The sequence below is a fragment of the Haladaptatus sp. QDMS2 genome, assembly GCF_029338295.1.
Taxonomy (GTDB): domain Archaea; phylum Halobacteriota; class Halobacteria; order Halobacteriales; family Halococcaceae; genus QDMS2.
The window spans coordinates 86562-99245 of the sequence record NZ_CP119791.1; the positions used below are offsets into that span (position 1 = coordinate 86562).

A 12684-nucleotide genomic window follows, 5' to 3' on the forward strand; every position below is an offset into this window, starting at 1 on the left:
AGAGAACAGCAATACCGTGGGTGGGCAGAGAGAGTGTGGTTAGACGCCTGTTGCGTAGCGGAGGATGCCCGCAATGCCGCCGAAGGCGTGGAGCAGTTGGTCGCCTTCTTCGAAGTCGGTCGAGATGAACTTCGTCTCCGTCCCGCGCTCTTCTGCGATGGACATGAGGTGCTCGATGGCGTCTTCGCGCTCTTTGACCTCGGCTTCGCTGCCGTCCTCGCACGTGTGCGTCGGCGTGTTCTTGCGGCGGTCTAGGAGTTCGTACTCCTCGGTGCCGTCTGCACACTCGTAGGTCACGACGTCCTTACGGAGGTCTTCGCTGATGAGGAGTCGGTCGACAGAGCCCATGATGAGGTTGCGTCGGGTGGCGTCGAACCCGTAGGTCGCGAGGTCGCCCTCGTTGAGTTCCTTGAAGAACTCGTCCATCTGGGTCTTGTCCTTCATCACCTCGTGGTCTGCGAGGGCGTCCTGTGCGGCGTCGACCAGTTCGCGCAGGCCACTTTCGTCGGTGTAGGCGACGTCGAACTTGTCGATGACGATTTGCTGAATCTCGTGGTGGAGGTAGTCGCCGTCTAAGAACTCGTCTTTCGTGGGGGAGGGGCCGCCGACGAGGACGCCGTCCATGTCGTGACGGTAGGGGACGAACAGGTCGTTTGCCATCTCCGCGACTTCCTGATAGAAGTTGTCGATGGCTTCGAGACGCAGGCGAGCGAAACGCTGGGCGGACTGGCCACCTTTGCGCTGCTTGCCGGGGACGAGCGACGAGGCGGACTTGATTGCCTCGATGCGCTTGCCTTTCAGCCACCCGACGGTCGCTTCGCGGCGGTCTAAGACCACGAGACCGATGAGGCCCTTGTCCACGAGCATGTCGGCGAGCGGGTCGGTGAGGAACGCGGAGTCACAGTGATAGCGGAACGATTCGACGGGTTCTGGCGGACTCTCTAAGACCTTCGTGACCATGTCGGTTTGGCCGCCGCCGGTGTCGATGGCCCCCGAGAACAGGACGAGCCCGTTTTCGGGTGGGTAGACGTCGTAGTAGCGAAGGCGGTCTTTGATGCTGGTGAGCGCGTCCTGCACCGCGGTTCGCGTCTGCTTCGATTTGATGTTGGACGCCTCGCTGTGCTCCTGGGTGACGTGCGCGACGACGTCGCTTATCTGCTTGTCTTCTGGAACGTAGATGGTGACGAGTTGCGTCCCGGAGCCGGAGTATTGCTCCAGTTCCTCGATGACCTTCTGGAACTCGTATTTCCGCCGGTCATCCATCTCTTCTCCCTGCCTACTCATTACCTAGGGTAAACCTGTGGCCGCGTAAGTAACCTTTGACCCGCTACGAACGCGCTCAGGGCGGCGTTCATCACCCGATTCTTTATAGTGACCTTTGCCGTGTGTATGGATGACACGCGCAATGGCTGGGGAACTCTACGCGGTGGCAGGCGGCAAAGGCGGCGTTGGAAAGACGACGACGGCGGCGTGCTGTGCCCTCCTCGCTCACGAGGCCGGACACGAGGTGGTCGTCGTGGACGCCGACCTCGACATGCCGAACCTCGCCGCGCTCTGTGGCGTTTCGGTGGCCGGGCCGACGCTTCACGACGTCCTCGCAGACGAGGCGGCCCTCGCCGATGCCATCGTTTCCGGTCCGACCGGCCTCGCGCTCGTTCCCGGTGACCGTCGTCTCACTAAGTACGCGGACGTTGACCCGGCGGGCCTCGGGGCTGTTCTCTCGGAACTCGCAGCCGACTACGAATACGTGTTCGTCGATACCGGCGCGGGAATCACCCACGAAGGGGCGATTCCGCTGACCGTCGCGAGTGGGGTTCTGCTGGTCACGACGCCGGTTCCGGTCGCCGTGGACGACGCCGCCCGGACGGCGGCGCTCACAGAACGCCTCGGCGGCACGGTCAGCGGCGTGGTGGTCACGCGGGCCGGCGACCACGGCCTTTCGACCGAGGAAATCAACGCCCGCATCGGGTACGACGTGCTCACGACCGTTCCGACGGACCCCGCAATCGAAGCGGCCCTCGCCGAGGAACGCCCGCTCTCGTCGGCCGACGGGCCGGCGATGACGGCCTATCGTGACCTGGTCGCTCGGCTGGTCGGCGACGACAGCGCGCCCGAGGCGGATGCGTCCACGGAAGCCGCACCGACGACGCCGAGCGAGGAGACGGCCCCGGAACCACAGGCGCGTTCGACCGACGAGCCAGACCCGCTCGACGAGGAAGCCGCGCCCACAGCGTCCACAGAGCCGTCGAAAACAGAGTCCCGCGGCCTCCTCTCTCGACTGGCCGGGCTGTTCGGCTGAAAGAAAACATCTAAGCAACCCCTGGCCTCACAGACGCGTATGGAGAAAAATGAGTCCGTTCGACTGAGTTGGATACTGTTGTTCCTGCTGCTCGCCATCGGCTTCGGGGCGATGGTCCTGCTCGGTGCGGGTGGCAGCCTTACGGCGTAACCCGATTTTCACATCGACGTCGGCGCGGCAATCCCGAGCACGGAGAGAGCGTTCGCGATGGTCGTCCGGGAGGCGGCGACGAGCGCGAGACGCGCCGACCGCACCGTTTCGTCCTCCTCTGAGAGCACTGGGCACTCGCGGTAGAAGCGGTTGAACGCCTCTGCGAACTCGCGGGTGTAGGTCGCCACGATGTGTGGGCGCAGTTCCTCGGCGGCTTCTTCGATGACGGCGGGGAACCGGGCAATCTGCCGGATGAGTGCGCGTTCCGGTTCGGTCGAGAGCACACTGGCATCGATTTCTGTCGGCACGTCGGCCTCGTCTAAGATGCCACACGCGCGAGCGTGGACGTACTGGACGTACGGCGCACTCTGGGCTTCGAAGTCGAGGGCCTGTTCCCACTCGAACGTGATGCCCTTCGTTGGCTGTTTCGAGACGATGTCGTAGCGAACCGCGCCGATGCCGACCTGTTCTGCGATGCGCTGGATGTCTTCTTCGGTGAGTTCGTCGTCGCGCAGGCGGGTGTCGAGGCGGGATTCGACCTCGTCGCGGGCGCGAGCGATGGCCTCGTCTAACAGGTCGTCTAAGTCGATGCCCGTCCCGCGGCGGGTGCTCATGCCGCCTTCGGGGAGGTTGACCCACGAGTAGTGAATCGACTGGAGTTTGCTCGTGTCGTTGCCGAGGATGTCGAGGGCATACTTGAGCTGGTCTGCCTGCAGTTTGTGATCTTCACCCAGGAGCGTCACGGCGCGGTCGAAGTTCTCGAACTTCCACTCGTGGTGGGCGAGGTCGCGCGTCGTGTACAGCGAAGTGCCGTCAGAGCGCAGGAAGACGAGGTTCTTCTCGATGCCGAACTCGTCGAGTTCGAGTTGCCACGCGTCGTCTTCGAAGACGGCGTATTCTGACTCCTTCAGGCGGGTGACCACGTCGTCGCAGGAGCCATCGCGCATGAAGGTAGTCTCCTTGACGAAGCGGTCGAACTCGGCCGGCAGCCGCTCCAGCGTGTTCTTCATGCCGCCGAGGACGGTGTCGACGACGTACTGGACGCGCTCGTAGGTGTCCTCGTCGCCCTCCTCGATACCTTGCAGGATGGCCGCGATTTCGGCTTCTGCTTCCTCGACTGCCTCCGGGTCTGCCCCCTCTAAGAAGGCGTTGCCCTTGCGGTAGTAGCGCACGAGGTCGTATTCGGGGCTGTCGCGTTCTGGTTCCTCATCCAGGTCCTCCTCGTCGAACGTCTCGTAGGCCCACGTGAACACGGCCATCTGGCGGCCCGCGTCGTTTACGTAGTAGTGGGTCTCCACGTCGTTACCGGCGAAGTCGAGGACGCGACTGAGTGCGTCTCCGATGATGGGATTGCGGGCGCGGCCGACGTGAATCGGTCCCGACGGATTGGCGCTCGTGTGCTCGACGACGACAGAGTCGCCGGTCGGTTCGAGGCGGCCGTAGTCGTCGCCCTGGGCGGCGTCGAGGGTTCCCTCGTAGTACTTCTCGGTCGGGAGGAAGTTCAGGTACGGGCCAAGTGTCTCCACCGATGCGAGGTACTCGTAGGGGTCGGTGTCGATGGCGTCGGCGATGTCCTGGGCGATTTTCGGCGGTGGTGCGCCCGCTTCGCTCGCGAGGCGAAACGAGGCGCTCGACGCCAGCACGGCGTCTACGTCTTCGGGTGGCTCTTCGATTCCCAGGTCCTCCGCCGGAAGCGAAAGCTGGGTGAGCGCGTCGGACAGGGCCGCTTGCACGTCTGCCCGAAATGAGAGGAACATACCTGCAGTTTACCAGCAGGCGGTATAAGAAAACGGGTTTCAGCCGAGATTCTCGAGTGGCTGTTCGGCCGCGAGTTTCTCGAGCAGGTCGGGCACGCTCTCGGTGCCGTCGGGTTTCGAACACGGGTAGACGCCGCGAATCTCACCCTGGTCGCGCACCAACACGCACATGATGGGCAGGGTGAGTTTCTCCTGCTCGTGGCTCCGACCGGGACGCGTCTTGAAGAACGGTTCCATCGAGCATTCTGCGTCACAGAGCGCCCGCTCGATCTCCGCGACGGTCCGGAGCGTCTGCTCTTCGGTGTCGTCACCGACGCCGACGCGACTGCTCCACAGGTTGACAGATACGTCCGCGAGCGTGTCACCGTCTGCGTATTCACGCAGTGTTTCGACCATTTCACGCTGGCGTTGCTGTGCTTCCCACGGCACGAACGCCCGCATGTACACCTCCACCTCCAGTTCCCTCGTGAGCGCGAGACTCATTGTGGACTGTACTATGTGAACCACCCATATTAATGTTTTCTCGCAAATAGTTTGGTTGAAATAATATTCCTTTAGGGGACATTAATCGCTCCGCCTTCCGGTGATTTCGAACTGGGCGTCAGACACATGGCAGGCTGTGGGACACTCTCTAGCACGCCCGCCGGTTGGCGATGTTGACTCTTCCGACACGGGTCACTTGTCGCGGGGGATACATCGAGTTGCGCTTGCAGATTCCTGCCAGCACAATTGATTGTACGAGTGTTAGAAATATTCGCATTTATTGCACAAAATATCTAGAAAACACCCTCGAAAGTATACGAATTTCAACACAATGGCCATAACATATAATTGTTCTACTATTCGATTCACAATCAATTTGCCCCATGCCTCACTCCAACGCGTTCAAATACCTCCCCCTGTTGGCGGCGCTACTCGTTGCCATCGCGTTTTTTCCGATGGTGGCAGTCGCAGACCAACAGATTCCGAAATCCGTCGCGCTCTCCGGTAGCGACGGGCCACCTGGCACGACTGACGCCGCGCTCGAATTCGCCGTCCCGACGCCGATGGACGCCGACGTTGACGGCGACGGCGTAAACCAGGCGACTGAGACTCGCCTCGGAACGGACTCCACCGCGAGTGACACCGATGGCGACGGACTCGAAGATGGCGCCGAACGACGCCACGGTACCGACCCGACGCAAGCGGACACGGACGGTGATGGCGTCGACGACGGAACCGAGATTCACCAGTCGCTCGACGCGCTGGCAGCCGATACGGACGGCGATGGGCTCACCGACCGCGAGGAACTGGACGGACCGACGGACCCGACGGCCGTCGATACCGACGGTGACGGCCTCAGCGACGGCGAAGAGCGAAAACAGGGAACGGTTGCGACCCAACCCGACACCGACGGCGATGGGCTGACTGACAGTGCCGAGGTGAAACGTACCGGGTCGAATCCGCTGGTCACCGACTCGGACGGTGACTTCCTGAGCGACCAGAGCGAACTGAGCCTCGGCGGCGACCCGACCAATTGGCTGTCCCCGATTACGGTTCCCGGCACCTTCGCTGGCTTCCTCTTCGGCGTGGTGCTTTCGGTCGGCATCTCGAATCGCCGGCTCCGGCCCGGTCGGCTCCTCGACGGAGCGGTTGCCCTCCACTCGCGAATCGAGCGCGGAGACGACGCCGCACAGGCCACAACGCACAGCGCCGAACCGGTTACCGAGCCTTCGGCGGACGAACCGTCCACCGACAAGCCAGCGGACACCATCTACTCCGACGAAGCCTTCATCGAACACCTCCTCTCCGCGAGCGACGGCCGACTAAACCAGGCGGCTATCGTCTCGCAAACCGACTGGTCCAAGTCGAAGGTTAGCCGCCTGTTATCGGCGATGGCAGACGACGGGGACGTGGTCAAAATCCAACTCGGCCGCGAGAACCTCATCTGTCTCCCGGGCGCGGAACCGGCCATCGTGAGATCCACTGGCCGAGACGACCGACGCGATTCGGCCCCGCCCACCTCGTTTGGCAACGCGGCTAACTCGGAGTAGGTCCGTCTCCGCTCCGGACGTGAGTTCGTGAGTGGCAACAATGTTTCACGCACCCACAGCTCACATCGGGAGGTGAGCGAGCGGGATAGCCGGCGGAAATTCCACGTTATCGCGGGACGCAACGGATGAAACAATCTCCCATTTATATAGCAGCACTCGCCATCTCATCGCATAACCTCCTCCATGCGCTCAAAGCGAACCTTCCGAATGGTATTCTCCGTCCTGCTCGCAGTGTCGGTTCTCACTGTTGGATACGGAGCCGCAACGGCGTCGAACAACGGGTCGTTCGAAAACCACCTCAACGAGTCTGGCGCACCCGATATGGATGCGCAGATTGCCCCCGAGTCAGACGGCATCACCGTCGTCGCAGCGGACTCGAATCAGTGGGAGGGCAATCCCACCGAGGGCCACCGGGCAACTTCCGAACTGGTCGCGTTCAACCCCGACGGTACGACGCTGTACTTCAACGGTACCCACGACCGATACTGGGACGTAGACCCGGTTCCCGGCACCGAAGCGACAGTCGAGTACGCCTTCTCCCACCACTACGAAAACGGTGGCTGTCCGACCGAGTGGGACGCAGCGTCCTACGGCGTCGACCAGGAGACGTGGGACCACTACGAGCGCGTCCACGGAACCGAGGCGTGCACGCTGAACGGTGTCGAGCGGGTGAACCTCAAAACGGGCGAGGTGACCACCGTCTGGACGCAGTTCACGCCGGGCAAGGAGGCGTCGCGCTACCACGACGTCGACCGTCTCGACGAGAATCGACTCGTCGTCGCCGACATCTACCTAGACCGCGTGTTCGTTGTGAACACCGAGACCAACGAGACGGAGTGGACGTGGAACGCCACCGAGGTCCACGAGACGAGCTCCGGCGGTCCGTATCCGAAAGACTGGACCCACATCAACGATGTCGAAATCCTCGACGACGGCCGCATCATGGTCGACATGCGCAATCACGACGAAATCATCTTCCTGAACGACGCGGGCGCAATCGAGGACATGACGCTCGGTGCCGACGACAACCACGACATCCTCTACGAGCAACACAATCCCGACTACATCCCGCCGAATCGGGGCGGCCCTGCGGTAATCGTCGCCGACTCTGAGAACAACCGCGTCGTCGAGTATCAGCGCGAGAACGGCGAGTGGAAGCAGACGTGGCTGTGGCAGGACGCGCGGATGCAGTGGCCCCGCGACGCAGACCGCCTCCCGAACGGCAACACGCTGATTACTGACTCGAACGCGGACCGCGTCTTCGAAGTGGACCAGCGCGGGAACATCGTCTGGAGCGTAAACATCGCCTTCCCGTACGAGGCAGAACGCCTCGGAACCGGTGACGAGAGCGCGGGTGGGGAGAGCGCCAGCGCGCTCGGCCTCGAATCGCACTCCTCGTCGATGACCGGCAAGGCACTCATCGGCCTCAAGAGCCTGATTCCCGGCAAGTACCTCAACGGACTCATCTACATCACGCCGGTGTGGATGGGCTTCGTCGAAATCCTTGGCCTCCTCGTCGGCGTGCTCGCTGGCCTCGCGTGGGCGGGCGCGGAGGTCCGTTGGGCGATCCGTGACCGTCGAACTGAGCGCGGCCACCTTTCCTCCGAATAACGGTCTCGTTTTCACCAACCGTTCACCTTTCCACAGCCTCGAACCTTCCTCCGCCATGGTCGGTGTGCGTTGGCTCTCATCCGCTCGTGACTGGCTGGGCGGAGACCGGCGGTTCACCCGCGATTCGTGGGTGATTTGCAGACATTACGTCCGGAGTAATGTCCTATTTCATGCACTGGTTCGCTCCTGACTCCCGCTACTTCGATAATTCGGGCGTTTCTCGCATCGTTCACGTCTCGAATATTGTCTCTCTCGCTGATTCGTTTCGGCCGAACCGTCCGTTGCAACTCATGCAACAATCGTACCGGGTAATCTGCATACCCACTGTTCCTCCTCGTACGGTCCCTGCTCCAGTGGCAGACCGGCCCCCTGAAGACTCTCTCCAAACCAATGGCCACCGACAAACGGACGTTCGAGATCGCACGCCCAGACTCCCTCGACGCGGACGGATACGTCTGGCTCCTACCAGCCGTACTCGCGGGGAGTCTCGTCCACCTCATCTACCTCGGAACCCACCCCTACCCGGCGTTCGGTGCTGGCCTGTTCTTGCTGATGGCAGAACAGGTGAGCCACCACGGCTACGCGCTGCCGTCAGCCATCCCTCACTACGCGAGTTCGATTCCGTTCGCGTATCCCCCGCTGATGTTCTACGTCGTCGCGGCGCTGCGAGACCTAACCGGGGCGGATCCGCTGTTCATCAGCCGCGTTCTCCCCGGCCTCGTCACGACCACCGCGCTCGTGCCCTGTTACCTGTTCGTCAGAGAACTCCTCGACTCCGGGCGCAAGGCCGGTCTCGCGACGTTCGTCGTCGCCGTCTCGCCGCCCATTCTCCAGTGGCACATCTCGGCCGGCGGTATCGTCCGGGCACCGGCGTTCTTGTTCCTCGTTTCCGGGCTGTACACCGGTCTGATGCTGTTCAAAACCCGTCGCCCGAAGTGGCTCGTGGCTTCGCTCGGCCTCTTTTCGCTCACGATTCTGACCCACCCCACCTACACGATATTCTTCGTTCTGAGCTATCTCTGTCTGTTCGCTGGATTCTCCCGGACCATCTCCGGGCTTCGGGACGGCGCCATCGTCGGCGTCGGCGGCCTCGTCCTCACCGTCCCGTGGTGGGGACAGGTACTAGCGACCCACGGCACGGCGGTGTTCTCGGGCGCCGCAGGTACCCACGGCGGCCTCGCCCAAAAAGTCCCGGCTGTGCTGAGTGACGTCGTCTCGACGCTGGTACCGGGCGGGCCCGCAATCTCGCGTGGCACCCACTCGGCGGAACTGGTCAGCATCCAGCCGTGGTTCGGCGACCTGAGCGTCGTTGGATTCCTGCAACTCGTCGGCGGCGTCGTCCTCTTCGTCGGCGCGGCCGCGTCACTCGTCATCGCCGACGAGGACACACAGTCGAAACTCGCCGCCTTCGTCTCCGCGCAAGTCGCCGCCACTCGCGGCGAATTTGCCAACCTTCCCGTCTTCGGTGACGGGTCCCATCCACGGGTGACCGCGTTCCTCCTCGGATGGCTTTTCCTGACCGTCACCGTCGTCTCGCAACACCGGTTTGCCTATCTGATTCACTCGATACTCGTTGCGATTCTCGTCTACGAGTACCTCCTTCCGACGCTCGACGACATCGCACCGCGACCCACGCGACAGCAGGTCGAATTCGGCGTCCTGCTCGTCCTCGCCGTCTCCTGTCTGAGCGTTGGCGGCCTCTACGCCGCGAGCCAACTCGATAGCCACGGAGGGAGTGCGTCGCTCCCCGAGTTTATCGACGACAGCGACGCGGCGGCGATGTCATGGGCGGCGGAGAACACGGACCCGTCGGCCCGATTCCTCGTGATGGGTGACGCAGCAGAGTGGTTCCCCCAATCCACCGACCGCGCCATCACGACCGGGCCGTGGGGCATCGAGTGGAAGGGTTCTGGCGCGTACAGCACGCAACTCGCCCAGTTCATCGACGTCTCGACGTGCGCCGACGCGGCGTGCGTGAGCCAGCAGGTCGAACGGGCGGGTGTCCACCCCGACTACGTCTACGTGCCGACTGACGGCTACACCGTCCGCGGCATGGAAACCGACCCAGCCCCCGGTCTGTACGCCTCGCTCGTCGCTGCTGAAGACTACACGCTGGTCTTCGAGAACGACGGCGTGGCGATTTTCCGGGTGACAGACGCCGCCAGCGCCGATTCGCTGGCCGCAACGCAGTCGCCACCGTTGCTCGGTCCCAGCGGTGGCGCTGCAATCGACCACCACGGGACCGAGAGAGAGACAGCAACTGTCAGAGCACCTTATGACCGCAACTAAGCACAAAAACATCGTCATCGTCGTGATGGACACCGTCCGGAAGGACGCCCTGTCCGTGTACAACGCCAACCGTTCGACCTCACCGAACCTCGAACAGTTCGCAGCAAACGCCGTCGTCTTCGACCAGGCCGTCTCGCCTGCGCCGTGGACGCTTCCGGTCCACGCCTCGCTGTTTACGGGCGAGTATCCGAGTCAGCACGGGGCGAGTCAGGAAACGCCGTACCTCGCGGATTCGATAACGCTCGCGGACACGCTCTCGAACGAGGGCTACTCGACCGCGTGTTTCACGTCGAACGCGTGGATTACGCCGTACACCGGTCTCACCAGCGGGTTCGCCGTCCAGGACAACTTCTTCGAAGTGCTCCCGGGCGACTTCATTTCGGGACCGCTCGCGAAGTGCTGGCAGGTCTTCAACGACAACTCGACGCTGCGCTCTGTCACCAATCGCCTCGTCGAACTCGGAAACGACATTCACGAACACCTCGCGCAGGGCGATGGCGCGGACTCGAAGACGCCGGCCGTCGTGGACAAAGCCATCGACTTCATCGACCGGACGGAAGGCCCCTCCTTTACGTTCGTGAACCTGATGGACGCCCACCTGCCGTACTACCCGCCCGAGGAGTACCGGGAACTGTACGCCCCTGACGTCGACCCGACCGAGGTGTGTCAGAACTCGAAGGAGTACAACTCCGGAGCGCGAGACATCGACGACGACGAGTGGGAGGCGATTCGCGGCCTCTACGCCGCGGAAATCCGCCACCTCGACGCCGAACTCGGTCGCCTGCTCGATTGGCTTCGCGAGAACGACGAGGAGGACACGCTCGTCGCTGTCTGCGCGGACCACGGCGAACTTCACGGCGAACACGGCCTCTACGGCCACGAGTTCGGAATTTACGACCCGCTCGTGAACGTCCCGCTCATGGTCTCCCACCCCGACCTCGAGGCCGGGGAACGTGACGACCAGGTCGAACTGCTCGACCTCTACCACACGGTACTCGACCACGCCGGCGTCTCGCCGCGCGAACCGGCGGTTCCGCTCGACCGTCGCCGGTCGCTTCTCTCGGCCGACTACCGCGATTTCGCCGGTGGCGAGTACGCCTTCATCGAGTACGACCAGCCGGTCATCGAACTGTCGCAACTCGAAACCAAGGCGTCGAACGTGGGCATCACGCTCGACGAGAACTCTCGGTACTACTCGCGGATGCGCGGGGTGCGTCGCGCTGACGCGAAGTTCATACAGAACGAAGGGCTTCCGGACGAACTGTACTTCATCGACGACGACCCCGAAGAACTGCACGACCGTGCGGGCCGAGACCGCACGGCGGAACGCGAACTCGAGTCGGCGCTCTCCGATTTCGAAGCGACGACCGGGTCGAACTGGACGGCCCAGACCGATTCGGACGGGTCGATAGACGAGATGAGCGTCGAGGCGAAATCTCGCCTTCGGGAACTCGGCTACCTCGAATAATCGTGCCCTCACCACCAGACACACAGGCGGCCGGCGGCGACCCCACAGCGCAACCGCCGTCGACGCTCGCGTTCGACCGGAAGACCATTCTCAAAATCGGGATCGGTTTTCTCGTCGCCGTCGCGGCGCTCTACCTCGTCGGGAAGGCGTCGGGGCTCCGGGCCGTCGAAGAGTCGCTGATTTACGGCGACCACCAGTGGCTCGTCGTGGCTTGTCTCTCGACGTTCCTCGGACTCGTCGCCTGGAGCAAGGTCTGGCAAATCGTTCTCTCCATCGTCGGCATCGAAGCGAGTCTGCCCCGCGTCACCTCGACGTTCTTCGCGGGCACGTTCGCGAACTACATCACCCCGCTCGGACAGGTGGGCGGCGAGCCGCTTATCGCCTACGTCATCTCGACAGAGATGGATACGAACTACGAGAACAGTCTGACGAGCGTGGTCACCGCAGACCTGTTGAACCTCGTCCCATTTTTCGTCTTCTCGGTGGTCGGCATGGGCGTCCTCCTCGTCAGGGCGGAACTCCCGCCGGTCGTCCAGACGTCGGCCTACGGGCTCGTTGCGCTCGTCGTGGCCGTGCCGGTGACGAGTTACATCGGGTGGAATCACCGGACCGGGGTCAAGCGGGCGGTTGCAGCCGTCGTACGCCCCGTCGCACGCTTCACAGACCGCATGCAGGTGGACAGCCTTCTCGCCCGCGTCGACCGCTTTTACGAGACGCTCGACGTCATCGCGACGGCACCGCGCCGTCTCGCCTACGCCCTCGTCTTCTCGTTCGTCGGCTGGGTGTTCTTCGTCCTGCCGCTCTACTTCTCCGGGCTGGTCCTCGGCGTCTCGCTCGACCTGTGGCTCGTCCTCTTTATCGTCCCGGCGAGCACACTCGCCGGATTCGTTCCGACCCCCGGGGGCCTCGGCGGCGTGGAAGTCGCACTCGTTGCGCTCCTCGTCGGCATCGTCGCCCTCCCCGCGAGCCAAGCGTTCGCGCTCGCAGTCCTCTATCGCGTCGCGAGTTACTGGTTTACCCTCGCCGTCGCCATCGTCCCGACCTTCTACGCAATCGCGAGAGCATAAGTTATGACAC

At 63.0% G+C, this 12684-nt stretch carries 9 protein-coding genes; 6 read left to right on the forward strand and 3 right to left on the reverse strand.

Features of this window, described 5'->3' with window-relative positions:
* Nucleotides 1-39: 39 nt before the first annotated feature.
* Nucleotides 40-1284: a peptide chain release factor aRF-1 gene (gene prf1 / locus P1M51_RS00480; RefSeq protein WP_276274733.1), complete on the reverse strand. Its 1245-nt coding sequence runs from the start codon at nucleotides 1282-1284 to the stop codon at nucleotides 40-42.
* A gap of 121 nt (nucleotides 1285-1405) precedes the next feature.
* On the opposite strand from prf1, the gene P1M51_RS00485 reads away from it, so the two are divergent.
* On the forward strand, nucleotides 1406-2299 hold the full coding sequence (locus P1M51_RS00485; RefSeq protein ID WP_276246224.1) for a MinD/ParA family protein: 894 nt from the start codon (nucleotides 1406-1408) through the stop codon (nucleotides 2297-2299).
* A 158-nt stretch (nucleotides 2300-2457) separates the two neighbouring features.
* Here P1M51_RS00485 and argS read toward each other — a convergent pair whose 3' ends face one another.
* Nucleotides 2458-4206 (reverse strand): arginine--tRNA ligase, encoded by a 1749-nt coding sequence (argS, locus tag P1M51_RS00490; RefSeq protein WP_276246225.1) that lies wholly within the window; start codon nucleotides 4204-4206, stop codon nucleotides 2458-2460.
* A gap of 39 nt (nucleotides 4207-4245) precedes the next feature.
* Nucleotides 4246-4689, reverse strand: a complete 444-nt coding sequence (locus P1M51_RS00495; protein WP_276246226.1) for an HTH domain-containing protein — start codon at nucleotides 4687-4689, stop codon at nucleotides 4246-4248.
* 383 nt (nucleotides 4690-5072) lie between these two features.
* On the opposite strand from P1M51_RS00495, the gene P1M51_RS00500 reads away from it, so the two are divergent.
* The 5 genes from P1M51_RS00500 (at nucleotide 5073) to P1M51_RS00520 (ending at nucleotide 12674) form a co-directional block, all read left to right on the forward strand.
* Entirely contained in the window at nucleotides 5073-6239 is a 1167-nt protein-coding gene (locus P1M51_RS00500) for a MarR family transcriptional regulator (RefSeq protein WP_276246227.1), read from the forward strand.
* A 207-nt stretch (nucleotides 6240-6446) separates the two neighbouring features.
* Nucleotides 6447-7850 carry an arylsulfotransferase (asst) gene (locus P1M51_RS00505; RefSeq protein WP_276246228.1) on the forward strand — a complete coding sequence of 468 codons (1404 nt, stop codon included), beginning with the start codon at nucleotides 6447-6449 and terminating at the stop codon, nucleotides 7848-7850.
* A 390-nt stretch (nucleotides 7851-8240) separates the two neighbouring features.
* Complete coding sequence (locus tag P1M51_RS00510; protein WP_276274734.1) at nucleotides 8241-10139, forward strand: glycosyltransferase family 39 protein; 1899 nt, start codon at nucleotides 8241-8243, stop codon at nucleotides 10137-10139.
* Nucleotides 10126-11607, forward strand: coding sequence for a sulfatase (locus P1M51_RS00515; RefSeq protein WP_276246230.1), 1482 nt, complete (start codon nucleotides 10126-10128; stop codon nucleotides 11605-11607). The genes P1M51_RS00510 and P1M51_RS00515 overlap by 14 nt, the downstream gene beginning before the upstream one ends.
* Nucleotides 11608-11609: 2 nt before the next feature.
* Nucleotides 11610-12674, forward strand: coding sequence for a lysylphosphatidylglycerol synthase transmembrane domain-containing protein (locus P1M51_RS00520; RefSeq protein ID WP_276274735.1), 1065 nt, complete (start codon nucleotides 11610-11612; stop codon nucleotides 12672-12674).
* Nucleotides 12675-12684: the final 10 nt, after the last annotated feature.

What these genes read in the sequence shown, in the direction of transcription:
- prf1 (WP_276274733.1), bottom strand. Translation starts at nt 1,284, where the DNA reads ATGAGTAGGCAGGGAGAAGAGATGGATGACCGGCGGAAATACGAGTTC.
- P1M51_RS00485 (WP_276246224.1), top strand. Translation starts at nt 1,406, where the DNA reads ATGGCTGGGGAACTCTACGCGGTGGCAGGCGGCAAAGGCGGCGTTGGA.
- argS (WP_276246225.1), bottom strand. Translation starts at nt 4,206, where the DNA reads ATGTTCCTCTCATTTCGGGCAGACGTGCAAGCGGCCCTGTCCGACGCG.
- P1M51_RS00495 (WP_276246226.1), bottom strand. Translation starts at nt 4,689, where the DNA reads ATGAGTCTCGCGCTCACGAGGGAACTGGAGGTGGAGGTGTACATGCGG.
- P1M51_RS00500 (WP_276246227.1), top strand. Translation starts at nt 5,073, where the DNA reads ATGCCTCACTCCAACGCGTTCAAATACCTCCCCCTGTTGGCGGCGCTA.
- P1M51_RS00505 (WP_276246228.1), top strand. Translation starts at nt 6,447, where the DNA reads ATGGTATTCTCCGTCCTGCTCGCAGTGTCGGTTCTCACTGTTGGATAC.
- P1M51_RS00510 (WP_276274734.1), top strand. Translation starts at nt 8,241, where the DNA reads ATGGCCACCGACAAACGGACGTTCGAGATCGCACGCCCAGACTCCCTC.
- P1M51_RS00515 (WP_276246230.1), top strand. Translation starts at nt 10,126, where the DNA reads ATGACCGCAACTAAGCACAAAAACATCGTCATCGTCGTGATGGACACC.